Consider the following 23481-nt stretch of genomic DNA (forward strand, 5'->3'; position numbering starts at 1 on the left):
CGGGCACCGTCCGTGCCGATGTCCTGCTGCGCGGCGGGAGGTGGGGATGGGACGGACGAGACGCGGCACGGCGCGGCGACCGGTCCGGCGCGGGCCGTCCGCCGGCGGCGTGGCCGGGCGGGCGCTGGTGGCCACGGCGGTCGGCCTGGTCGTGCTCTCGGCGCCCGCGACCGAGATCGCCGCGCAGGTCACCGCCTCCTGGGCGCCGTTCCGCGACGCCGGGACCGCCGACGGACCGAGGCCGGCACCGGTGGTCCGGTCGCCCGGGGCCGCCACCGGCGTGCCCGACCGGGCGGTCGACACCCCGGTGCTCGCCGTCCCCGCGCCACGCCGGCTGGAGGTCGAGCTGCCCACCCCGATGGTGCCCCGCGGGCAGCCGCTGGAGACCACGCCGCCGCCGGCGCAGTGCGGCGGGTACGGCGGCGTCCGGCAGGTCCCCCCGGGCGTGGTGCCCGGACCGGGGTCGGCCACGGTGAGCTGGCAGGCCGACGGCCGCGACGACGTGCAGGGCTACCGGGTGACGGCGGTCAGCCAGCAGCTGGTGTCCGGCCCGCAGCCGGCCCCGCCGGAGGTGACCGTCGGCCAGCGCGGCGACTGCGGCGCGGTGACCGCCACCCTCGGCGGGCTCAGCGGCGGCGTCCCCTACGTCTTCTGGCTCGAGGAGCTCGTCCTCGACGCCGACACCGGCGTCACCGAGTACGAGCAGGTCGGCTGGTCCAGCCCCGTCGTCATCCCCTGAGGCGGCCTCTCCCGCGCGAGATCGGCGCTCTCGTGGCCATCAGCCGCTGATGGCCACGAGAGCGCCGATCTCGCGCAGGGGCCGGGGACCTCAGGTGGCGTCGACGGGGCGCAGCCGCGTGCCGGCGGCGCGGTGCTGGGCGGCGGCGAGCAGCCCGACGACGGCGGCGGAGTTGCGGATCGCGCCGTCGAACACCCGCTGCACCGCGTCGGCCAGCGGCACCAGCTCCACGGTCATGTCGAGCTCCTCGTGCTCGACGGTGAAGCCCTCGGGCCGGTCGACGTCGGACAGGCCCTCGGCGAGGTAGACCAGCACCAGCTCGTCGCAGAAGCCGGGCGTGGAGAACGTCGTGGTGAGCAGCGACCACCGCTCGGCGGCCATGCGCACCTCCTCGGCCAGCTCCCGCTTGGCAGTCTCCAGGGGCGGCTCGCCGTCGGCGTCGCGCAGGCCGGCGGGCAGCTCCCACAGGTAGCCGCCCACCGGGTGCCGGTACTGCCGCAGCAGGACGACGTTGCCGTGGTCGTCGAGCGCCACGACGGCGACCGCGCCCGGGTGGCGGACCACCTCGCGCACGCTGTCCCCGCCGCCGGGCATGGCCACGGTGTCGCGGACCAGGGTGATGACCCGGCCCTCGTAGACGGTCTCGGTGCCCAGCACCCGGTAGTCGCCCTCGGCGGCCGGCTCGCTCACGGTCAGATCCCGACCTTCTCGGCTTCCTCGAGCGGCACCGGCAGCCGGGCGGACTCCTGCCGCTCGATGGCCGCCTGCACGAACGCGGCGAACAGGGGGTGCGGCCGGGTGGGGCGGCTCTTGAGCTCCGGGTGCGCCTGGGTGCCCACGAAGAACGGGTGCACGTCGCGGGGCAGCTCGGCGAACTCGACGAGCAGGCCGTCGGGCGAGGTGCCGCTGAACACCAGGCCGGCCTCGCCGAGCCGCTCGCGGTAGGCGTTGGCCACCTCGTAGCGGTGGCGGTGGCGCTCGGTGACCTCCGTCGAGCCGTAGGCCGCCGCGGCCTGCGAGCCCTTCTGCAGCGCCGCGGGGTAGCTGCCCAGCCGCATGGTGCCGCCCAGCCCGCGCTCGCCGGCGATGACGTCGACCTGGGTGGCCATCGTGGCGATCACCGGGTCGGCGGTGTCGGGGTCGAACTCCGCGGAGTTGGCGCCCTCGAGGCCGGCGACGTCGCGCGCGTACTCGATGACCATGCACTGCAGGCCCAGGCACAGGCCCAGCGTCGGGATGCCGTTGGTGCGGCTGTAGCGGATGGCGCCGAGCTTGCCCTCGATGCCGCGCACGCCGAAGCCGCCCGGGATGCACACGCCGTCGACGTCGCCGAGCGCGGCGGCCGCGCCCTCGGGGGTCTGGCAGTCGTCGGAGGGCACCCAGCGGATCTGCACCCGGCTGCGGTGGGCGAACCCGCCGGCGCGCAGCGCCTCGCTGACCGACAGGTAGGCGTCGGGCAGGTCGACGTACTTGCCGACCAGCGCGATGGTCACCGTCTGCTTCGGCCGGTGCACGCGGTCGAGCAGGTCGCCCCACACGGTCCAGTCGACGTCGCGGAAGGGCAGGCCCAGCCGGCGGACGACGTAGGCGTCGAGGCCCTCGCGGTGCAGCACCTTGGGGATGTCGTAGATCGACGGCGCGTCGGGGCAGGAGATGACGCCCTCGGCGTCGACGTCGCACATCAGGCTGATCTTGCGCTTCATCGAGGTGCCGATCTCGCGGTCGGCGCGGCAGACCAGCGCGTCGGGCTGGATGCCGATGTTGCGCAGCGCGGCGACCGAGTGCTGCGTCGGCTTGGTCTTCAGCTCCCCCGACGGCGCGATGTAGGGCACCAGCGAGATGTGCAGGAAGAAGACGTTGTCGCGGCCGATCTCGTGGCGCACCTGCCGGGCGGCCTCGAGGAAGGGCAGCGACTCGATGTCGCCGACGGTGCCGCCGATCTCGGTGATGACGACGTCGACCGGCTCGTCGTCGGCCGTGCCGGTCTCCGCCGCGGCCAGGATGCGGGCCTTGATCTCGTTGGTGATGTGCGGGATGACCTGCACGGTGTCGCCGAGGTACTCCCCGCGCCGCTCCTTGGCGATCACGTCGGAGTAGACCTGGCCGGTGGTCACGTTCGACCGGCCCGACAGGTCGGTGTCGAGGAACCGCTCGTAGTGGCCGATGTCGAGGTCGGTCTCGGCGCCGTCCTCGGTGACGAAGACCTCGCCGTGCTGGAACGGGTTCATCGTCCCGGGGTCGACGTTGAGGTAAGGGTCCAGCTTCTGCATGGTGACCCGCAGGCCACGGCTGGACAGCAAGGCCCCGAGGGAGCTGGCCGTCAGGCCCTTGCCGAGAGAGGAGACAACCCCACCGGTGACGAAGACGAACTTCGTCGGCTGGGGGTTGTGGAGGAGCCCGCGATCACGTGTTCCAGGTCGACCCACGGGAACCCACCGTAACACGGTCGTCCCCCTCACCCCGGCCGTGTGCGGCGACGTCCGTCTCCGGCCACGGCGCCCGGGCGGCGAGGGCCACCAGCAGCGGCACGAGCAGCGCGGCCGCCGTCGCCGGCAGCGCCACACCGGAGTCGTTGACCGCAGCGCCGAGGGCCAGGCTCAGGGCCGCGGCCAGCAGCCCGGCGCGCAGCACGGCGGCGTCCGCGGGGCGCAACCCGGAGCCGCCGGCGCGCAGCAGCCCCGGCCCGGCGCCGCGCAGACCGGCGCGACGGGAGCCACCGCGGCGGACCAGCCACACGGCGGCCACCAGCGCCACCGGCAGCACCCACGACAGCGAGCTGCCGAGCAGGATGTCGACGTTGGCCTGCGCCTTGCGGCTGACCACCGTCCACGCCTCGCCGGTGAGCAGCTGCTCGACGAAGCGGCCCAGGTGGCTGCGCTCGTCGGCGGGGCGCAGCCAGTCGAGGACGGCGAGCGTGCCGACGGTGAGCACCCCCGCCGCCAGCACCGCGCCCATCCGCACCACGGTCACCCGCACCCCGGTGAGCAGCATGGCCAGCAGCAGGAACCCGGGCAGCAGGGCCAGCACCCCGCCGAAGTCGCGGCCCAGGCCCGGCGTGCCGACCAGCACGACGGTCACCGCGCCCGCGGCCAGGACGACGGCCCCGGTGGTCCGCCGCTGCCGCCGTCCGCCGTCGTCCCTCCCCCGCCCGGCGCGCCGCCCCGCGGCGGTGGCCAGCGCGGCGGTGGCCGGCAGCGCCGCGCCGGCCAGCAGGCCCGCGGTGAGGTTGCCGTACCCGGTGAACCGGCCGGCGACGATCGGGTCGTAGCCGAGCAGGCCGTCGAGCTCCAGCCGGGAGCCGGTGAGCACGTCGCCGGCCAGGGTGGCCACCGTGACCCCGAGGACGGCGAGCAGCGGACCCAGCCGCCGGCCCCGCCAGGGCCCCAGCACCGCCGGCGCGAGCACCGCGGCGTCGGCCAGCAGCACCGCGCCGGCCAGCGCCCACCGGGGCGACCCGGCGCGCTCCCAGGGCACCAGCCCGGCGAGGTAGGTGGCCACCGGCAGCGCGGCGGCGGCCAGCGCGGCGAGGTGCAGCACGGGGCGCAGCCGCGCGCGGGAGGGCCGCACCGGCGCCCCGCGGCGGAAGCCGAGGACGAGCAGGCCGAACGCGACGACGGCGGCGTCGACGGCCACCAGCGCGGCGAAGAACGTGCCGGTGCTGCGGTGGTGGGTGACCGCGGCGGTGTTGGCGCGCACCAGGGCGGCCACGGCCTCGGCGGTGCCGGGGTGCTCGCCGGTGACCGTCAGCGGCTGGCCGTTGACCGAGGCCGGCCGCTCGAGGCCCAGCGCGCGCAGCGCGGTGGGCGCGACGTCGATGAGCTGGGTGTAGGGCGCCCGGCCGGTGCTGGCCGACGTCAGCCAGCCCGGCCCGGTGAAGCCCGGGCCGGAGGCCAGGCCCACGTGCAGCTGGGGGCGGCCGTCGTTGACCTCGGAGACGCCCTGCAGGAGCAGCAGGGTGTCGCCGGGCAGCGTGGCGACCGCGGCGCGCAGCACGCCCACCGCGGCGTCGACGTCGACGAGGGCGGCCTCCCGCGACCGCGGCTCGGTGCCGGTCTCGCTGCCGTCGGCCGGCACGCCGGCGTCCACCAGGCCGTCGAGGGAGACCAGCGTCAGCGGGCAGGGCTCGAGCAGCGCGGCGACCGCCGCCGGGTCGCCCGGCAGCTGCTCCTGCCGGTTCAGGCCCACGCCCGGCGCGGCCGCGGCCACCACCGGGGCGCGGCCGACGACGGTGGCGCACCCGACGGCCTCCCCGAGCACGGCGGGCTCGGCGCCGAAGCGGGCCGTGGCGCGGTCCTCCGCGACGGCGCGCACCGCGGTGAGCGGGTCGGCCAGCCCGGCCTCGGCCAGCCGCTCCTGCAGCCCGCAGAAGGACAGCTCGGGGCTGGCCGGCGGCCCGGCCGGGACGGGTTGCGGCGTCGGGGTCCCCTCGGCCCCGCCGGGCTCCTCGCCGGGCAGCGGGACGGTGGGCACCGGCACCTGCGGCAGCGCCTCGGCCGGCGACGGGAAGCGGGCGCGGTTGCCCGCGCCGAGGGTGGCCCAGCCGTCGAGCAGGCAGGTGGTGGAGCGGGCGGCCCGCACCGACACCGCGCCCATCGGGGAGGTCTCGGCCAGGTCCCACAGCGCCGGGGTGCGCCCGGCCTCCAGGTCGCTCCACAGCAGGCCCGGCACGCCGACGACGAGCACCCGGTCGGCCCGCCAGTCCGCCGCCGCGTCGTCGGCGGCTGCGGCGCCGGGCAGGCCGGGGACCAGCAGCGCCAGGACGGCGAGCAGCAGCAGGACGGCCCGCCTCATGGCGCCGGGGTCCCCGGCGGGCCGAGCAGCTCGCGGTAGAGGGCGACGAGGGCGCGGGCGGTGGCCGCCTCGTCGGGCCAGCCGGCCGCCCGCTCGCGTCCGGCGGCGGCCAGCGCGGCGGCGCGGGCGGGGTCGGCCAGCAGCGCGTCGACCGCCCGGGCCAGGGCCGCGGCGTCGCCGGGCGGGACCAGCTCGGCGGCGTCGCCGAGCAGCTCGGGCAGCCCGCCGGTGCGGGTGGCCACCAGCGGCGTGCCGGTGCGCAGCGCCTCCTGCGCGGTGAGCGAGCGGGCCTCCCACCGCGAGGGCAGGACGGCGAGGTCGGCGGCGGCGAGCAGGTCGGCGACGTCGGTCCGGCGGCCGAGCAGCGCCACGGGCAGCCGCCGGTCGCGCACGCGGGCGGCCAGGTCGGCCTGCAGGGGGCCGTCGCCGGCGATGGCGACCAGGGGCGGCCGCGGCCCGGTGGCCCAGGTCTCCGCCGCGTCGAGCAGGACGTCGTAGCCCTTCTGCGGGTGCAGCCGGCCGACGGCGAGCACCAGCGGCCGCCCGTCGGGGAGCCCCAGCTCGGCGCGGACCTCGTCGCGGCCGCGCCGGGCGGGCGGCAGGGCGGGGGCCGACACCGGGGCCGTCCGCACGTCGCGGGCGCCGAGGCGGCGGGCGTTGTCGGCGAGGTCGCCGGAGGCGGCCAGTACGACGTCGGCGGCGCGGACGGTGGCCCGCTCGGCCTGCGCGAGCAGCCGGCGCAGCGGGCCGGAGCGCTCGGGCAGCGCGTTGTGCAGGGTGACCACCAGCGGACGGCGGGGTGCCCGGCGGGTGACGGCGCGCACCGCGAGGGCGGCGACCAGCCCGGCGCGCAGGCCGTGGGCGTGCACCAGGTCGGCGCCGGCGGTGGCCCGGCGCAGGGCCGGCACGGCGCGGGCGTCGGCGACCGGGTCGAGGCCGGCGGAGATCTCGACCGGCCGGAAGGCGGCCGCCGCGGCGAACCTGAACAGAGCGTCGGTGGCGGCGGGACCGCAGACGGTCACCGCGGCGCCGGCGTCGGCGAGGGCGGGCAGCACCGAGCGCAGGTGGGTGCCGACGCCGCCGGTGCTGGTGGCCAGCACCTCCGCGAGCCGGCGGCCGGCCAGGGGCGCGGGCCCGGCGGGGGGCTCAGCCACGCTCCACCTCCGTCCGGCCGGGTGCCCGCAGGGCGCGCACCGCCGCGGCCAGGGGCCGGCGCGCCGTGACCATCATGACCGCCGCCGCCACGGCGGTCACGGCCGCCGCGGCGAGCAGGCCGCTGCCCACGGTGGCGGGCAGCGACCCGGTGGGCACCGGGTCGGCGTCCAGGGCACGGGCGGCGAGCAGGCCGGCGGCCCCGCCGAGCGCTGCGGCGAGCACCGCGGGCAGCCCGCAGCGCACCAGCCCGGCCAGCCCGCCGGCGCCGGCCACCCGGGCGGTCACCGCCACCAGCGCCAGGCCCGCGACGGTCACGCCGAGGCTGTGCCCCGCGGCCAGGGCCGCCGCCCGGTCGGCCGGGGGTGCCAGCGCCGCCAGCGCCACGTCGGCGGCGACGGCGAGCAGCCAGCCGCCGAGCACGCACGCCGTCGGCGCCCGCCACAGCCCGCGCGCGTACAGCGCCCGGGTGAGGACGGCGACCAGCCCGTAACCCGCCAGCCCGGGCGCGAAGGCCAGGATCGTGTCGCGCAGCGCCGCGACGTCGGCCGCGCTGCCGTCGAGCAGGAACACCCGCGCCATGGGCCCGGCGACGGCGGCCAGCACCGCGGCCGCTCCCAGGCTCGCGACCACGACGAGCACGGTCACCGGCGCCAGCGCCCGCCGGTAGCCGGCCGCGTCGCCGGTGGCCGCCCGCTCGGTGAGCAGCGGGTAGGCCGAGGTGGCCAGCGGCACGGCGAGCGCGGCCCACGGCACGAGGAACAGCGTCAGCCCGGCGGTGTAGACGACCTGGGTGCCGTCGGGCGCGCCGCCGGAGCTGGCCAGCCGGATCGCCACGGCGGCCACCAGCTGCTGCCCGGCCAGCGTGAGCACCCCGGCGAGCGCGAGGCGGCGCACTCGCGGCGCGGCGCCCACCGGGAAGCGCAGCGAGGGGCGCAGGCCCAGCCGCAGCCGGCGCAGCGGCACCAGCAGCGACAGGCTCAGCGCGGCCACCCCGAGCGTCGTGCCCACCCCGAGGACCAGCTCGGCCGGCGTCGAGAGGTCCGCGGCCGAGCGGGCGCCGTCCAGCAGCGCGAACGCCGCGTAGGCGCCGGCCACGACGAGGCTGGACAGCAGCGGCGCGATCGCGGGCCCGGCGAAGCGGCGGTGCGCCTGCAGGATGCCGGTGAGGACGATGCCGACGCCGTAGAGGACCACCTGCGGCGCGAAGACGAGCAGGAAGCGGGCGGCGAGGTCGACCTCGGCCTCGCCGCCACCGCCCAGCAGCAGCCGCGCGATCGGCCCGGCGAGGACGGCGACCAGCACCGCGAGCGGCACGAGCAGCAGCAGCGTCCAGCCCAGCAGCGCCGACGCCGTCCGGCGCACCTGCTCGCGGTCGCCGGCGGCGATGCCGCCGGCCAGCATCGGCACCACCAACGAGGCCAGCGCCCCTCCGGCCACCACCTCGAAGACGATGTTGGGCACGGTGTTGGCCGCGGTGTAGGTGTCACCGGTGCTGTCGGCGCCGACGGCGTTGGTGAATACCAGCGTGCGGCCGAACCCGGCCAGGCGGGCCAGCACGGTGAGGACGGCGATCAGCGCCGCGGCGCCGGCCACGCCCTGGGCCACCCGGCGTCCCGACACGGTCGGCCCCGCGGAGGTCACGCCGGGCGGCGGCCGAGCCGGTCGAGCTCGCGCAGGCCCGGGGTGGCCTCGATGACGCGGGTGAAGCTGACCCGCTCGCTGGCCAGGGTGAGCGCGGTGACCGCGGCCAGCAGCCCGGTCCGGACCGGGCGGGAGCCGACGGCGGCCAGCCGCAGCCCCAGCAGCGCGCCGAGGGCGTTGGCGCCTGCGTCGCCGAGCATCACCCGCTCGCCGAGGTCGTCGGGCAGCACGGCGAGCGCGGCGCCCAGCGGCCCGGCGACCAGGCCGCTCGCGGGGCCTCGCGCGGTCAGCGCGGCGGCGAGGGCACCGGCCTTGGCGGCGCGGCCGGGGCGCAGGTCGAGCAGGTTGACCAGGTTGGCGGTGCCGGCGACCAGGCCGGTGGTGAGCACGGCGTCGGCGACGGTGAGGCGATGGAACGGCCCCACTGCAGGGCCCCGGGCCGAGCGGCGCGAGGCGTGGGGGGCAGCGGGGTCCTCCACGAGCACGGCGGCGACCGCGGCCGCGGCCCCGATGCCGGCGACCTTCACCGCGCCGGCCGAGACCCGCCCCGCGCGCAGGGCCGCCAGGTGCCCGGCCAGGCCCTTGTCGCGGGCCTGCTCGGGCCGGGCTCCGGCGAGGTCGTCGTAGCCGCCGACCAGCCCCGACACCGTGCCGGCGACCACGGCCGCGGCCCGGGTGCCGGCCGGCGCGCCGAGCGCGGCACCGGCGGTGGCGGCGACGGCCAGCGCCGGGCCGCCGAGCAGGGTGACCGGCCGGCCAGCGTAGTTGGTCCGCCGCCACGGCGCGCCGGCCGGGCGGGCGTCGAGCGCGGCCGCCGCGGCCAGGCCGGCGCGGGCGGCCGCCGCCCCGGCCAGCGCGAGCAGGGCCGGACGCGCGGTCACGGGGTGGCGGTGGGCACCGGCGGCACCGGCTGGGTGTCCTCGCCGGAGCCGTACTTGCCGGAGGTGCCCTCGCCCTCGCGGCCCAGGGCCAGGACGGTGCTGATCTGGCCGGCCGGGCTGCCCACGTTGTCCACGGTGGAGACCGCCGCCGACACCTCGGGGTCGGCGCGGATGACGCCGACGAGGCCGCTCTCCCCCGCCGACGCGGGGTCCCCGGCGACGACCGCCCCCGAGCCGGCGGCGTCCAGGGCGGTGACCAGGTCGAGCAGGGTGTCGGTGCGGTCGGCGGCGTCCTCGCCGTCCGGTGCGCCCGCGGTGAGCACGACGGCGAAGTCGGCCGGGGTCACCGACGCGGAGTCCTGCGACAGCACGTCGAGGGCGGTCAGCCCGGCGAACACCGTCGAGACGGCGGCGGTGTCGGGCGCGGGCGCGGCCGGGTCGGCGGGGACCATGAGCACCTGCGCCAGCAGCGCGCCGACCAGCTGGCCGGTGTCGTCGGTCTCGGGCAGCGTGACGCCGGTCGGGCGGCCCGGGCCGGTGACGTAGCTCTGCAGCCCCGGCTCGCTGGCCGGGTCGCCGTACTCGGGCTCGACGGTGACCTGGCCGCTCACCGTGCCGCCGGCCGCGGTCACCATCGCGGTGACCTCCTCGACGGTGTCGGTGGTGACGTCCTCGGAGGCGCGCACCAGCAGCACCTCGCGGTCGGTCAGCGTGCCGGCGACCAGGGCCGGGGCGACGGCGGCCTCGAAGGCGTTGCTGGTGTCGGCCTGCGCCTGCAGGCCCTGCGTCTGGTCCTCCAGCGCGCGCTTGTCCTCCTGCAGCGAGGCGACCTGGCCCTGCAGGTTGTCCAGCAGCGGCCCGGACAGCTGCGTCGCGCCGATCACCAGGCCCAGGGCGATGGCGAGGAAGACCGCGATCAGCGAGACCAGGTGGTAGCGGAAGTCGATCACGTGAAGAGGTTCTCCAGCCAGAACACGAAGCTGTCCCATTGGTCGACCAGCAGGTCGAGGTAGATGCGCCCGGCGGCGGTGACGGCCACGGCGGCGACGATGGCCAGCAGCGCCGCGATCACGAGCACGACCAGCGCGACGCCGGAGATGCGGCTGCGGTAGAGCCGGCTGACGCCCTTGGCGTCGACGAGCTTGCCGCCCAGCCGCAGCCGGGTGAGGAAGGTCGAGGCCATGCCGCCGCGGCCCTTGTCGAGGAACTCCACCAGCGTGGCGTGCGTGCCGACGGCGACGATGAGCTTGGCGCCCTTCTCGTCGGCCAGCAGCATCGCGATGTCCTCGCTGGTGGCCGCGGCCGGGAAGGTGATGGCGTCCACGCCGAGGTCCTGCACCCGCTTGAGCCCCGGCGCGCGGCCGTCGGCGTAGGCGTGCACGACGACCTCGGCGCCGCTCTTGAGGACGTGGTCGCTGACCGAGTCCATGTCACCGATGATCATGTCCGGCGAGTAGCCGGCCTCCACGAGCGCGTCGGCGCCGCCGTCGACACCGACGAGCACCGGCCGGTAGTCGCGGATGTAGGACCGCAGCGCCTGCAGGTCCTCCTTGTAGTCGTACCCGCGGACGACGACCAGCACGTGCCGGCCCTCGATCCGCGTCTGCACGTCGGGGACGCCGACGCCGTCGAGCAGCAGCGCGCGCTCGCGCTTCATGTACTCCATCGTGTTGGTGGCGAAGGCCTCCAACTGCGTGGACAGCCCGGCCTTGGCCTCGGCCATGGCGGCGGCAACGGTGTCGGGCGTCTGCTCGGTGCCCTCGGCGACCGCCCGGCCGTCGGGGCCGTAGAGGGTGGCGCCCTCGACCCGGACGTGCGCGCCCTCCTTGAGGGCGGCGAACACCTCCTTGCCCACGCCGTCGACGAGCGGGATGCCGGCGGCGGTGAGGATCTCGGGGCCGAGGTTGGGGTAGCGGCCGGAGATGCTCGGCGCCGCGTTCACCACGGCGCCGACCCGGGCGGCCACCAGCGAGTCGGCGCTGACCCGGTCGATGTCGACGTGGTCGATGACGGCGATGTCGCCGGGGCGCAGGCGTTTGGTGAGGTTCTTGGTGCGGCGGTCCAGCCGGACGGTGCCGCTCACCCCCGGTTCGGTCTCCTGGGCCCGGCTCCGTCGCAGGGTGCCGATGCGCATTGGTGCATGCTCCCACGCGGGGCGGGACGGTCCGTCCTCCGACGCGCATCGGCGACGAGCTGGTCACGGAGGGTGTCCGACACCACGGACGGCGCGACACGCCGATCGCGCCTGCCCCACCCGTCCTGCCGGAGGACCCACGCGGGCTGTCTAGCGTCGCTGCCGTGACACGTGGGGCCGAAGCTGCCAGCGTCCCGGCGAGCGCCCCCGGGGCCGCCGACGGGGAGCGGGCGGCGGTCCCGGCGGCCCCGCCGGTCATGCGCGCCGTGCCCGCCCCGGCGGCCAAGGCCCCCCGCCGGCGCCGCGGCGCCGGCGTCCGCGAGCAGCGGCGGCTGGAGACCCGCGACCGGATCGTCGAGACGGCCGCCGAGCTGTTCGCCGAGCGCGGCTTCGACGCCGTCAGCGTGGTCGAGATCGCCCAGCGCGCCGGGGTGGTGGAGAAGACGGTGTTCAACCACTTCCCCGTCAAGGAGGGGCTGGTGCTGTCCACCGACCCGCCGGTGCGCGCGGCGCTGCTCGACGCGGTCGCCCGCCGCCCGGCCGGCGAGTCCGCCGCCGCGGCCGCGGGGACCTTCGTGGTCGGCGCCATGGCGCAGTTGGGCGCGCCGGAGGCCGCCGAGGGCGTGGCGGCGATGGCGCGGGTGGTGCGCGGCTCGCGGACGCTGCAGGTGCGCGAGCGGGAGATCCTCGGCGAGCTCACCGCGGCGCTGGCCGCGCAGATCCGGGAGGAGACCGGCGCGCCGGCCGGGGCGGTGGAGCCCGAGCTGACCGCCTCGGCGGTGACCGCGCTCTACGGGCGGCTGCTCGAGCTCGCCCGCGACCGGGTGCTGGCCGGGGTCACCGGCCCGGAGCTGGCCGCGGAGCTGCGGACCGCCGGGCGGCGCGGGCTGTCGCTGCTGCAGTTCGGGCTGGCCGGGTACGCCAAGCGCCGCTGGTGATGGACCCCGCTGCCCCCCGCACCTCCCTCCGCTCGACGCGGGCCCCTGCAGCGGGGCCGGTCAGCACCGTCAGAGCTGGAGGGCGCGGTGCAGCTGGTCGGCGCGGTCGCCGGGGATCCGCGGGTCCCGGGTGAACAGGGCCACGGCGACCATGTACTCGTCGTCGCCGGCCCACCCGCGGCCCTCTGCGACGATCCGCCGGATGTGCTCGCGCACCTTGGGCTCGCTGCTGTAGGGGCCGTAGTCCAGGCCCATGGCCAGGAAGTTGACCACCCGGTAGCCGAGGTCGGCCGCCGTGGACAGGGTGGTGACCGGGTCGGCATAGCTGGCGACGGCGGTCACCACGTTGTCGTAGCCGGCCTTGAGCAGCTGCAGCGTGAGGTCGTTGCCGCGGACGCCGCCCCACAGCTCGGGCATGAGGATGTCCCGGTCGGGCGCGGGGATGTAGGGCGGGTTGGCGATCGCCGTGGTCACCGGCTCGCCGCCGGCCGCGTCGGCCTGGTCGAAGAAGTCGCCGAGCTCCACGGTGTAGCGGTCGGCCACGCCGCGCTCGGCGATGTTGGCCCGCGCCCGCTGCACCGAGTCGGCGCTGATGTCGAAGCTGTGGATGCGCAGCCCCGGCAGGCCCGCGACCACGTCGGCGATCGCCGAGGCGTCACCGGTACCCAGCTCGACGACGGGAGCGGACTCCCAGCCCAGCTGCTCGCGGTACTGCTGCAGCAGCATGCACACGGAGAACCCGTAGTGCGCCGACTCGTCGGCCGAGCTGAAGCAGCTCATCGCCCACTCCAGACGACGGCGGCCGGAGCCGGGAGGACGGGGGTCGGACGCGAGGTCGGCAGGCGCACGGGGCTCGGCCTACCCGCCCGCGGTGATCCACACTCCTGCGTTCCGCCACCCGATCGTGCCCGACCGATCCGCCTCAGCCCTCCCGGGCCTCCGCGGCGACCGCCAGCAGCTCGCGCGCGTGCGCCTGCCCGGTGTCGCTGTCGGTCAGGCCGGAGAGCATCCGGGCCAGCTCGCGCACCCGGTCCTCGCCGTCGACGGCGCGGATGTCGGTGGCCGTCACGCCGGCCGCGGTGTCCGGGGACTTGTCGACGACCAGGTGGGTGTCGGCGAACGCGGCCACCTGGGCCAGGTGGGTGACGACGACGACCTGGTGCTCCCGGGCCAGCCGGGCCAGCCGCCGGCCGATCTCCCCGGCCGCCTGCCCGCCGACGCCGGCGTCGACCTCGTCGAAGACCATCACCGGCACCGGGTCCGCGCCGGCGAACACCACCTCGATGGCCAGCATGACGCGGGACAGCTCACCGCCGGACGCGCCGCGGTGCACCGGCCGCGGCGGGGCGCCGGGGTGGGCGGCCATGAGCAGCGCGACCTCGTCGACGCCGTCGGGACCGGGCTCACCGGGGTGGCTGTCGATCGAGAACGACACCCGGGCGCTCTTCATCGCCAGGCCGGCCAGCTCGCGGCCCACCTCGGCGGCGAAGCCGTCGGCCGCGGCGCGGCGGCCGGCCGAGACCCGCGCGCTCAGCTCGTCGACCTCGGCGCGGGCGGCGTCGCGCGCCCCCTGCAGCGCCTCGAGCGCCTCGTCGGAGACGTCGAGCTCGGACAGCTTGCGGCGGGCGTCGTCGGCCCAGGCGAGCACCCCGGCCAGGCCCTCCCCCGGGTCGGCGTACTTGCGCACCAGGGCGGTGAGCGCCGCCCGCCGGTCGAGCACCTCGGCCAGCCGCGCGGGGTCGGCGTCGAGGTCGGCCACGTAGCCGGCCAGCTGCACCGACACGTCGGAGACGACGGCGACGGCGTCGGCGAGGTCGCGGGCGAGCAGCACCAGCGCGGGGTCGTCGGTGCCGGCCAGCGCCCGCTCGGCGGTGGCCAGCGCCGCGGTGGCGTCCTGCGGCAGCCCCTCGGCGCCCAGGTCGCCGGTGACGTCGCCGACCAGCGCCACCCGCGCCTCGTCGACGGCGGCGCGCAGTGCGTCGGCGTCGCCGAGCCGCTTGGCCTGCGCGTCGAGGGCCTCGTCCTCGCCGGGCTCGGGCGCGAGCGCCTCGATCTCCTCCAGGCCGTGCCGGAGCACCTCGGCGGCCTGCGCCAGCTCGCGTGCCTGGCCGCGGCGGCGGTCGAGGTCGGCGGCCAGCTCCCGCCAGCGGGCGTGGGCGGCGCGGTAGTCCTCCAGCAGCCGCAGGTGCGCCGGGCCGGCGTAGCGGTCGAGCGCGGCGCGCTGCTCGGCGGGGCGGGACAGCCGCAGCTGGTCGCTCTGGCCGTGCACCGCCAGCAGTCCCTCGGACAGCTCGGCGACCACCCCGACCGGCACCGCCCGCCCGCCCAGGTGCGCCCGCGAGCGGCCCTCGGCGCTGACGGTGCGGGCGAGGATCAGGCTGCCGTCGTCGTCGGCCTCGGCGCCGGCGTCGGCGGCCCGCGCCCACACCGGAGAGTCCGGCGGCAGCTCGAGGCGGCCCTCCACCCCGGCGCGGCCGGTGGCACGCACGCGGCCAGGATCGGCGCGGCCGCCGAAGAGCAGGGTCAGCCCGGTGACGACCATGGTCTTGCCGGCGCCGGTCTCGCCGGTGACCACGGTCAGCCCGCGGCCGAGCTCCAGGGTGACGTCGTCGATGGCGCCCAACCCGCGGATGCGCAGCTCGGTCAGCCGGCCCCGCCCGTCCCCGGCCGGAGCGCCACCGGGGACGCCGCCGGGGACGCCGTCCGCCACGACTGCAGCCGCGGGGGCGGCGGGCACCTCCTCGGCGGCGGGCGCGGCGCGGCGGCGGCCGCCGCGCTCACGCGTCGGGGTCCGCGGTGCCACCGCGCACCTCCTCCCGGGCCGGGCCCGCCCCGCCGTCGCCGGGCCGGTCGCCGGGCAGCGAGACGACGTCGCGCATCAGCACGTTGCGGGAGGGCCGCAGCTCCTGGCCGGGGTCGTGCCGGCGGGCGTCGCGGAAACCGCGCACCGGCAGGCCGAACTTGGCCACCAGCCGGTCGCCGAAGGAGCCGGGGTGCACGCGGGCGACGCGGACCGGGCGGGCGGCGCGGCGCACGTCGACCCGGCCGCCGTCGGGCACGTCGAGGGCGCGCCGGCCGTCGGCGGAGACGCGGGCCCGGTTGCCGTCGGGCGGGACGGCGACGCTGAGCACCGAGTCCGGCGAGGTGACCAGCGGGCGGGCGAACAGCGCGTGCGCGTTGCTCGGCACCAGCAGGATCGCCTCGAGGTCGGGCCACACCACCGGGCCGCCGGCGGAGAAGGCGTAGGCGGTCGACCCGGTGGGGGTGGCGAACAGCACCCCGTCGCAGCCGAAGCTGGTCAGCGGGCGGCCGTCGATGGCGATGACGACGTCGAGCACGCGGGAGCGCTCGGCCTTCTCGACCGACACCTCGTTGAGCGCCCACGTGCCGTCGACGACCGCCCCGCTCGCGTCGAGGACGTCGACCTCGATGGCCAGCCGCTTCTCCACCGAGTACTCGCACTGCTCGATGGCCGTCAGGGTCTCCTCGACCGCCTCGGGCTCGGTCTCGGCGAGGAAGCCGACCCGGCCGAGGTTGACGCCCATGAGCGCGGCGTGGCTGTAGCGCGCGAGCTCGGCGGCGCGCAGGAAGGTGCCGTCCCCGCCGAAGACCATCACGATCTCCGCGCCGCGCGCGGCCTCGGCGTCGGCGGCGACCACCTCGGCGCCCTCGATCTGCAGCTCGGCGGCCTCGTCGGCGAGCACGCGCACGGTGATGCCGGCGCGCGCCAGGCGCGCAGCGGAGCTGCGGGCCAGGTCGACGATGTCGTGCCGTCCGGTGTGCGCGGCCAGCAGCACGTGCCGCCCGCCGCCGGGGCGCCAACCGCCCTGGCCGGCCTCGCTCATCGGTCCTCCTCGCTCGTGCCCGTGCTGCACCGTCGCTCCCCAGCGTGCCCCTGCGGCGGCTCCGGCGCCGGGGCGGGGCCGGGCGGCCTCACCGCGGACCCTCCTCGACCGCGCGCAGCACGTCGGCCTCCAGCGGGGGCTCGGCGTCGCGGCGCAGCCAGAGGAAGAACTCGACGTTGCCGGCCGGGCCGGGCAGCGGGCTGGCGACGACGCCGGCAGTGCCCCACCCGAGGTCGGCGGCGGCCCGGGCCACGTCGAGGACAGCGCCGGCGCGGGCCGCGGGGTCGCGGACGACGCCGCCGGAGCCCAGCCGCTCGCGGCCGACCTCGAACTGCGGCTTGACCATCGGCAGCAGGTCGGCGTCGGTGGCGGCGCAGGCGGTGAGCGCGGGCAGCACCAGCCGCAGCGAGATGAACGACAGGTCGGCGACCACCAGCTCGGCCGGGCCGTCGACCTGCTCGGGGGTCAGCGTGCGGACGTTGGTGCGCTCGAGCAACCGGACCCGCTCGTCGGTGCGCAGCGACCAGGCCAGCTCGCCGTAGCCGACGTCGACGGCCACCACCTCGCGGGCGCCGCGGGACAGCAGCACCTCGGTGAACCCGCCGGTGGAGGCGCCGGCGTCGAGGGCGCGGCGGCCCTCGACGGCCACCGGGAAGGCCTCGAGGGCGCCCAGGAGCTTGTGCGCGCCGCGAGACACCCAGCGCTGCTCGTCGGGGTCGGTGCGCACGACGACGGGCGTGCCGGCGTCGACCCCGGTGGCCGGCTTGGTGGCCGCCTGCCCCGCGACCGCGACCCGGCCCTCGCTGATCAGCTCGACGGCGTGCTCGCGGGAGCGGGCCAGGCCGCGGCGCACGAGCTCGGCGTCGAGCCGGCTGCGACGGGCCATCAGAGCTGGTCGATCGTGGCGAGCTCGCGCTGCAGGCGCTCGTGCTCGGCCTCGAAGACGGCGACGTGCTCGGCCACCGGGCGCCCCGCGAGGTCCGCGAAGCGCTCGCCGGTCGCCTCCTCGCGCGGGGTGCCACCCGCGGCGGGCGGAGCCGGGTGCGCCGGACCGGGAACCGGCCCGCCGGCGGGGCCCGGCCGCGGCGGGCCGGGGACCGGACGCGGTCGGCTCGGCTCGGTCATGGCGCGGACCTCTCGGAGGGTGGGCGGGACGGGCGGGGGCGCGGGGACCGGACACCCGGCGGACGGCGCCGGGGCGCGTCCCCTCCGCCGGGCCACGGTACCGGCCGGGGACGACGGGACCCGGTCCGCGGAGGCACCGGTGGCGTCCCGCGGGCCGGCCGGCGCACCCCCCGGCCGGCGTCTGTGCCGACCCCGAGGACGCCCGCCCCCGTGGCGTCGCCGGAGCGGTGCGGGTCGGCCCTCGAGCAGGTGGTGGGCGGGCCGGCCGCGCAGCCCGCCGCTCGGGAGCTGGACCGCACGCTGTCGTGCCGGCTGACCGGCCTCGGCCAGGTCCTGCACGGCGGGCTGGTGCAGGGCCGCTTCACCACGACGCCAGCCCCCACCCGGCCAGCGCCCGGCGGGCCGGCTCGTCGCCGGGGCGCACCGGCCCCGCTCCCGTCGGGCCCGTCCACGCGGCCAGGCACAGCGCCCGCAGCCCGTCGAGGCCGTCGTCGGCGGGTGCCCCCTGCGGACCGCCACCGACGGCGTGCAGCTCCAGCGCCGCGTCGCCGCTGACCGCGCGCCAGCGCCCGCAGCGCCAGCCGCCGTCCTCGGGCGTCACCGGCGGGTGCGCCACCAGCAGGCCGGCGGCGTCGGCGGCGAGCAGGTCGGGGCGGTGCAGCGGCCCGGCGGCCAGCAGGCCGGCCGGGTCGGTGACGCCGCTGAACACCAGCAGGCTCGCGGCGCCGGCGCGGTGACCGCCCTCGATGTCGGTGTCGAGCCGGTCGCCGACGACCAGCGGGTCGACGGCCCCGGTGCGGCGCACGCACTCGGCGTGCATCGCCGGGTCGGGTTTGCCGGTGACCAGCGGCTCGCGGCCGGTGACGTCGCGGACCACGCCGACCATCGCGCCGTTGCCCGGTAGCGCCCCGCGGGGCGAGGGGATGGTGGCGTCGGCGTTGGTGGCCACGTGCCGGGCGCCGTTGCGCACGGCGACCACCGCCTCGGCCAGCTGCGCCCAGCCGACCTCCCGCCCGTAGCCCTGCACCACCGCCGCGGGGTCGTCCTCGGCGCGGTCGACGACAGTCAGACCCGCCGCGCGCAGGGCGGTGGCCACGCCGGGCCCGCCCACCGGCAGCACCCGCGCCCCGCGGCCGAGCAGCCCGGCCACGACCGACGCCGCCGCCTGCGAGCTGGTGATGACCTCGTCGGCGTCGGCGGGCACGCCCAGCTCGGTGAGGTGGGCGGCCACCTCGGCGGGCGGGCGGGCGGCGTTGTTGGTGACGAACCCCAGCCGCATGCCGGCCGCGCGGGCGGCGGCCAGCGCGTCCGGGACGCCGGGCACCGCGTCGGGGCCGACGTAGACCACGCCGTCGAGGTCGAGCAGGGCGACGTCGTACACCTCGGCGGGCGGGCGGGCACAGCCGGCGGCCAGGCGCGGCCGCTCGTCCGCGGCGGACGGCCCCGGCGCGGCGCTCACGCCGGCCCCGGTCCGGCCGCGCGCCGGGCCCGGACGCCGCGCAGCGCCCGGGCGTAGTGGCCCAGGTCGGGGCGCATGGCGACCGCCAGGGCCAGGTGCTCGGCGGCCACGTCCAGCTCGCCGGCCCGGCTGGCCGCCAGGCCGAGGCCGAACTGCGCGTAGTCGTCGGTGGGGTTGACCGCGGTGAGGGCGCTGAAGCTCTCGATCGCCTCACGGTAGCGGCCGGCGTCGTACTGGGCGCGGGCGAGCGCCTCCAGCACGCTGCGGGAGCCCGGCTCGGCGTCCGCCGCCCGGGCCAGCAGCGTCGCGGCCGCCGCGGGGTCGCCACTGGCCAGCAGGTCCAGACCCCGCCGGTACCACTCGTACACGCCGCCGCCGGGCGCCCGCTCGTCCGGGGCTCCGCCCGACGGCGTTGCTGCTGTCGACACCGCTGCCCTCCTGCTCCTCCGGCCCTCGTCACCTCCCGACGGCGCCGGACCGCGACGCCGGGCCGGTGGCGACGGCGGGCCGCACCGCGGGGCTCCTACGATCCGGTCGTGCACGCGTCGTCGGCGGGAGCCCCGCATCCCGTCCCGACGGGGCTGGACGTCCGGTCCTTCCGCGCCCTGACCTACTCGCACCGCGACCCCGGGCACCTGGCCCGGGTCAGCTCGCCAGCCTACGACCTGGTGACGCCGGACGGCCGCGCCCGGCTGGCCGCGACGGACCCGCACAACGTCGTCCGTCTCATCCTGCCGGGCGGCACCCCCGCCGCGGGCAGTGCGGGCGCGCCGACCACCGGCGTCCCGGCCGGCCGCGACGCGGGTGGCCCGGCCGAGCGCGCGGCGCACCTGCTGCGCGCGTGGGAGGCCGAGGGCGTCCTGGTCCGGGACGACACCGCGGCGCTGTGGCTCTACGAGCTCGCCCCGGCCCGGGGACCGGCGACCGTCGGCTGGCTGGGTGCGGTGTCGGTGGACGGCGCCCGGCGGGCGGTGCTGCCGCACGAGGACACGTTCCCGGCCGCGGTGGAGGGCCGCCGCGCGCTGCTGGCCGCCACCGCCACCGACCTCGAGCCGATCGTGCTCGCCCACGACCCCGAGCCGGAGGTCGCCGAGCTGACGCAGGCGGCCCGGACCGGCCCACCCGCCATGGAGGTGACCGACGCCGACGGCGTGCGGCACCGGCTGTGGCGGGTGACCGCGGAGGAGACGCTGCGGCGGCTGTCGGCGGCACTGGGGCGCACCGGGGCCGTCATCGCCGACGGGCACCACCGCTTCGCCGCGGCACAGGCGCTGCACCGCACCCATCCCGGCGGCGACTGCCGGGTGCTCGCCCTGCTGACCCCCATGGGCACCGGCGGACTGCGCGTCGAGGCGATCCACCGGGTGGTGCCGGACCTCCCGCTGGACCGTGCCGCCGCATCCGCACGCCGGGGCTTCGCCGTGACCGAGGTGCCCGTGCCCGGGCAGGCCGGCGGGGTCGCGGCCATCCTCGCCGGGCTGCAGGGCGGCTCGTCCGGGGGCTACCTGCTCACCGACGGGCACCGGCTGCTGCAGCTGACCGACCCCTCGCCCGAGGTCCGGGCCACCGTCCCGGCCGAGGCGCCCGACGCCTGGCGCCGTCTCGACGTGGTCCTGGCGACCACCGGACTCGTCGGTGCCCTGTGGGGCCGGCCCGACGACCCGGAGTCCCTGCTCGTGGCCCACGACGTCCCCGAGGCCCTGCGCCTGGCGCGGGAACGTGCGGGCGTCGCCCTGCTGCTGCGCCCGCCCTCCCCCGCCGACGTCGCCGCGGTGGCCCGCGCCGGTGCCCGGATGCCGCGCAAGTCGACGCTGTTCGTCCCCAAGCCGCGCACCGGCCTGGTGCTGCGCCCGCACCGCGACTGACCGCACCGGGCCGCTCAGGCGGTCCGCGCCGAGCCGTTGGGTGACGAGCGCGGCACCTTGCGCCCGCGACGGCAGTTCACCTCGCACACCGAGGTGCGGCCGGTGGGGGTGCGCCAGAACCGCCGCTGCAGGGCGCCCTCCACCTCCACCACGTCACCGGCCACCCAGGCGGCCACCCGCTTCTGCAGCGCCTTGTCGTAGGTGACGCAGGCCAGCACGTCGACCGACTGGCCGCGCGCCCTCGGTTCGGGCCGGCGCACGACCAGCCGCCAGGTCACCAGCGTGTCCCCGCTGGGGAGCACCTTGGACTGCGCGGCCTCCGAGAGCCGCCCGCGCAGCACCACGTCGTTCCGGTCGATCACTGCCAGGCTCATGACGGCAGCCTGACCCGGCGCCGCGCCGCCCGGTGCCTCCGCCGGCCGGTTGTGGACCGGACAGGGCGGTGTGGACGGTGCGGGCCGCCGGTGTCGGTGGTCAGTGCGGGGTGTCGTCCTCCGGCGGGTCGACCTCACCGAGGAGCTCGGCGACCTCGCGCTCGACGTCGGCGTCGAAGTCGAGCCCGTCCTCCTCGTCGACCTCGTCGACCTCGCCCGACTCGTCGGCTGCCTCCTCGGCGGTCGCCTCCGCGGGTGCGTCCGGCTCGCCGGGGACCTCGGGCAGCTCCTCCTCGCCGAAGGCCACGTCGTCGTCATCGTCGGGCGTGGCAGCGGTGACCGCGGCACGCCAGTCGTCGGCCGCCGGGTCGCCGGCCGCCGCGAGCAGGTCGGCGTAGGCCGAGGCCAGCCGCAGCGTGCCCTCGTCGGTCAGGTCGACGCCGGACGGCGTGGGCCGCCCGCCCAGGGCGCCCTCGAGCACCAGGCGGGCCGCAGGGGCCTCGCCGAGGTCCTGCCGGGCGCCGGCCTCCACCAGCTGCAGCTCGACGGTCTCCGCCGGGTCCGGACCCTCGGCCAGCGCCTCGCGGACCAGCCGCAGCGCCACCTCGGCCCGCCCCAGGGCGCGCTCGCAGTCGGCCAGCACGGCCCGGTAGCTCTCATCGCCGCTCATCCGCCGGTAAGCGCGCAGCTCGCGGGAGGCCTCGGCGTAGTCGCCGGCGTGGTAGGCGGTGACGCCGACGGCCTCGCGGACGACGGCGATGCGGGACGCCCGGTCCCGCGCGGCCCGGGCGTGCGCCAGGGCCAGGTCCGGGTCCTCGTCGACGAGGGTGCCGGCCGTCACCAGGTGGCGGGCCACGCGGTCGGCGTTGCGCGACTCGAGCCCGCGCAGGGCGGACCGCACGGAGGGGTCGAGGTCGCGCGGGTCGGCCCAGTCCGGGAGGTCCGGCCCCGGCGCCACGGGCGGCGTGCGGTCCGGCGCCGGACGGCGGTCCCGCCACTCGGGGCCCTGACCGCCGCTGCGAGCGGGACGGTCGCGCTCCGGCCGCCGCTCGCGCCACTCACCGCGTGCCGGGCGCCGGTCGCCGGCGCCCCGGTCCGGACGCCGGTCCTGCCAGGCCCGGTCGCCGCGCGGCGCGGGCGCGTCGTCACGCCGGGGAGCCGGTCGAGCAGGTCGCTCGGCAGCAGGGCGCCGGTCCCGCCAGTCCCCGGAGCGGCCACCGTCGGTGCCGCGGTCGGCGCGCCCACCCTGGGTCCGGTCGCCGCCGGACGGCCCGCGGTCGCGCCACTCCCCGGCTCCGCGGCCCCCCGTGGGACGACGGTCGCCCTGCCCGCCCGTGTCGCGGTCGGCAGCAGGCCGGCGGTCGGAGCGCTCACCTGCCACGCGGCCCGTCGTGGGGCGTCGGTCGCCGCGGTCCGCCGACGTGCGGTCGGCCCCGGGACGGCGGTCTCGCCAGTCCCCGGCGGCACGGTCGGTCCCGGGACGGCGGTCTCGCCAGTCCCCGGCGGCACGGTCGGTCCCGGGACGGCGGTCTCGCCAGTCCCCGGCGGCACGGTCGGTCCCGGGACGGCGGTCTCGCCAGTCCCCGGCGGCACGGTCGGTCCCGGGACGGCGGTCTCGCCAGTCCCCGGCGGCACGGTCGGTCCCGGGACGGCGGTCGCGCCGGTCACCCTGCGGGCTGTCGGTGCCAGGACGGCGGTCGCGCCACTCCCCAGCGCCGCGATCGCTCCCGGGACGACGGTCCCGCCAGTCGCCTTGGGGGCGGTCGCCGTCCGGACGACGGTCCCGCCACCCGGCACCCCCCGCGCCGGAGCCCGACGGGCGCCCCTGCCTGCGGTCGTCGGACCGGCCCGGCCGAGCACCGGCGGACCAGCCACCGGCTCCGACGTCGCGCCGCCCCGTGCCGTGCTCCCCGCGTCCGGCCGCACCGCCGGCCCGCCCCGGCCGCTCGTCCCGGTTGCCCCGCTGGGCGCCGCGGCCGGCGGTCCCACCGGCGCCTCGCGGCCCCTGCCGGTCGTCACGGCCCTGCCGGCGGGACTGCGGACCATCCGGTCGACCACGTCCGGCGGACCCGCGTCGGGGAGATGTCATGTCGTCGTCTGTACCTCTGGACGGTGGGCGGCACTCGGACGAGCGCCGTGGACGTTTCCGGACACACGCGAGACGGGGGCCGGAGCCAATGGCTCCGACCCCCGTCTCGTGAATGGTTGTCCGGCGGTGTCCTACTCTCCCACCCCGTCTCCAGGGCAGTACCATCGGCGCTGAGAGGCTTAGCTTCCGGGTTCGGAATGGGACCGGGCGTTTCCCTCTCGCCATGACCGCCGTAACACTGTGAACATGTCCCAACTGCCGGCCCCCCGCCCGAGGGGCGGGGGTGGGTTGGGTGCGTTCAGAACCGCACAGTGGACGCGAGCTGTCGATCGTCTTGATGGCTTGACGGTGTGTGTGGTCAAGCCCTCGGCCTGTTAGTACCGGTCAGCTCCACACCTCGCGGTGCTTCCACTTCCGGCCTATCAACCCGCTGGTCTGGGCGGGG

General features: G+C 78.1%; 20 protein-coding genes and 2 rRNA genes. 3 read left to right on the forward strand and 19 right to left on the reverse strand.

The genetic code is table 11. From position 1 onward, the window contains the following. Nucleotides 1-46 precede the first annotated feature (46 nt). On the forward strand, nt 47-739 hold the full coding sequence (locus LY71_RS11565) for a hypothetical protein (RefSeq protein ID WP_146146118.1): 693 nt from the start codon (nt 47-49) through the stop codon (nt 737-739). A 90-nt stretch (nt 740-829) separates the two neighbouring features. Here the strand turns inward: LY71_RS11565 and LY71_RS11570 are convergent, their stop codons facing one another. Genes LY71_RS11570 through steA form a run of 8 tightly spaced genes read right to left on the reverse strand, consistent with a single transcriptional unit; the run spans nt 830 to nt 11290 of the window. Then, on the reverse strand, nt 830-1429 hold the full coding sequence (locus LY71_RS11570) for an NUDIX domain-containing protein (RefSeq protein ID WP_106277533.1): 600 nt from the start codon (nt 1427-1429) through the stop codon (nt 830-832). A 2-nt stretch (nt 1430-1431) separates the two neighbouring features. Beyond that, the gene (locus LY71_RS11575) at nt 1432-3198 is read right to left on the reverse strand and encodes a CTP synthase (protein WP_425433027.1); all 1767 of its coding nucleotides are present in this window, start codon (nt 3196-3198) and stop codon (nt 1432-1434) included. Then, the gene (locus LY71_RS11580) at nt 3143-5530 is read right to left on the reverse strand and encodes a hypothetical protein (RefSeq protein ID WP_106277537.1); all 2388 of its coding nucleotides are present in this window, start codon (nt 5528-5530) and stop codon (nt 3143-3145) included. Before LY71_RS11580 ends, LY71_RS11575 begins: the two co-directional genes overlap by 56 nt. Then, nucleotides 5527-6684, reverse strand: a complete 1158-nt coding sequence (locus LY71_RS11585; protein ID WP_211297283.1) for a glycosyltransferase family 4 protein — start codon at nt 6682-6684, stop codon at nt 5527-5529. The genes LY71_RS11580 and LY71_RS11585 overlap by 4 nt, the downstream gene beginning before the upstream one ends. Next, a complete protein-coding gene (gene murJ, locus LY71_RS11590; RefSeq protein WP_245887839.1) occupies nt 6677-8290 on the reverse strand; it encodes a murein biosynthesis integral membrane protein MurJ in 1614 nt (537 codons plus the stop codon). Before murJ ends, LY71_RS11585 begins: the two co-directional genes overlap by 8 nt. A gap of 32 nt (nt 8291-8322) precedes the next feature. Further along, the gene (locus LY71_RS11595; RefSeq protein WP_106277539.1) at nt 8323-9207 is read right to left on the reverse strand and encodes a hypothetical protein; all 885 of its coding nucleotides are present in this window, start codon (nt 9205-9207) and stop codon (nt 8323-8325) included. After that, the gene (locus LY71_RS11600) at nt 9204-10157 is read right to left on the reverse strand and encodes a copper transporter (RefSeq protein WP_106277541.1); all 954 of its coding nucleotides are present in this window, start codon (nt 10155-10157) and stop codon (nt 9204-9206) included. The genes LY71_RS11595 and LY71_RS11600 overlap by 4 nt, the downstream gene beginning before the upstream one ends. Beyond that, on the reverse strand, nt 10154-11290 hold the full coding sequence (gene steA / locus LY71_RS11605) for a putative cytokinetic ring protein SteA (RefSeq protein ID WP_245887840.1): 1137 nt from the start codon (nt 11288-11290) through the stop codon (nt 10154-10156). The genes LY71_RS11600 and steA overlap by 4 nt, the downstream gene beginning before the upstream one ends. Before the next feature lie 215 nt (nt 11291-11505). Here steA and LY71_RS11610 point away from each other — a divergent pair, with 215 nt between their 5' ends. Continuing rightward, on the forward strand, nt 11506-12279 hold the full coding sequence (locus LY71_RS11610) for a TetR/AcrR family transcriptional regulator (RefSeq protein WP_245887841.1): 774 nt from the start codon (nt 11506-11508) through the stop codon (nt 12277-12279). Between the two features lie 69 nt (nt 12280-12348). On the opposite strand, the gene LY71_RS11615 is transcribed toward LY71_RS11610, so the two are convergent. The 7 genes from LY71_RS11615 to LY71_RS11645 form a co-directional block, all read right to left on the reverse strand. Continuing rightward, nucleotides 12349-13059 (reverse strand): class I SAM-dependent methyltransferase, encoded by a 711-nt coding sequence (locus LY71_RS11615; protein ID WP_106277547.1) that lies wholly within the window; start codon nt 13057-13059, stop codon nt 12349-12351. Nucleotides 13060-13201: 142 nt separating this feature from the next. Continuing rightward, a complete protein-coding gene (recN, locus tag LY71_RS11620; RefSeq protein WP_245887842.1) occupies nt 13202-15082 on the reverse strand; it encodes a DNA repair protein RecN in 1881 nt (626 codons plus the stop codon). Next, nucleotides 15057-16124, reverse strand: a complete 1068-nt coding sequence (locus LY71_RS11625) for an NAD kinase (RefSeq protein WP_106277549.1) — start codon at nt 16122-16124, stop codon at nt 15057-15059. Before LY71_RS11625 ends, recN begins: the two co-directional genes overlap by 26 nt. Nucleotides 16125-16212: 88 nt before the next feature. After that, nucleotides 16213-17010 carry a TlyA family RNA methyltransferase gene (locus LY71_RS11630; RefSeq protein ID WP_106277551.1) on the reverse strand — a complete coding sequence of 266 codons (798 nt, stop codon included), beginning with the start codon at nt 17008-17010 and terminating at the stop codon, nt 16213-16215. Continuing rightward, nucleotides 17010-17249, reverse strand: a complete 240-nt coding sequence (locus LY71_RS11635) for a hypothetical protein (protein WP_106277553.1) — start codon at nt 17247-17249, stop codon at nt 17010-17012. Before LY71_RS11635 ends, LY71_RS11630 begins: the two co-directional genes overlap by 1 nt. Before the next feature lie 361 nt (nt 17250-17610). Next, on the reverse strand, nt 17611-18708 hold the full coding sequence (locus tag LY71_RS11640) for an HAD-IIA family hydrolase (RefSeq protein WP_211297284.1): 1098 nt from the start codon (nt 18706-18708) through the stop codon (nt 17611-17613). Continuing rightward, nucleotides 18705-19136 (reverse strand): tetratricopeptide repeat protein, encoded by a 432-nt coding sequence (locus LY71_RS11645; RefSeq protein WP_106277555.1) that lies wholly within the window; start codon nt 19134-19136, stop codon nt 18705-18707. Before LY71_RS11645 ends, LY71_RS11640 begins: the two co-directional genes overlap by 4 nt. A 108-nt stretch (nt 19137-19244) precedes the next feature. On the opposite strand from LY71_RS11645, the gene LY71_RS11650 reads away from it, so the two are divergent. After that, entirely contained in the window at nt 19245-20573 is a 1329-nt protein-coding gene (locus LY71_RS11650) for a DUF1015 domain-containing protein (RefSeq protein ID WP_106277557.1), read from the forward strand. Nucleotides 20574-20587: 14 nt separating this feature from the next. Here the strand turns inward: LY71_RS11650 and LY71_RS11655 are convergent, their stop codons facing one another. The 4 genes from LY71_RS11655 to LY71_RS11670 form a co-directional block, all read right to left on the reverse strand. After that, nucleotides 20588-20947, reverse strand: a complete 360-nt coding sequence (locus tag LY71_RS11655) for a single-stranded DNA-binding protein (RefSeq protein WP_106277559.1) — start codon at nt 20945-20947, stop codon at nt 20588-20590. 100 nt (nt 20948-21047) lie between these two features. Further along, nucleotides 21048-21905 carry a tetratricopeptide repeat protein gene (locus LY71_RS11660; protein ID WP_106277561.1) on the reverse strand — a complete coding sequence of 286 codons (858 nt, stop codon included), beginning with the start codon at nt 21903-21905 and terminating at the stop codon, nt 21048-21050. Nucleotides 21906-23154: 1249 nt separating this feature from the next. After that, nucleotides 23155-23271 (reverse strand): 5S ribosomal RNA (gene rrf, locus LY71_RS11665). 119 nt (nt 23272-23390) lie between these two features. Further along, a 23S ribosomal RNA gene (locus LY71_RS11670) occupies nt 23391-23481 on the reverse strand; the annotation flags it as partial.

The sequence above is a fragment of the Geodermatophilus tzadiensis genome, assembly GCF_003002915.1.
GTDB lineage: Bacteria > Actinomycetota > Actinomycetes > Mycobacteriales > Geodermatophilaceae > Geodermatophilus > Geodermatophilus tzadiensis.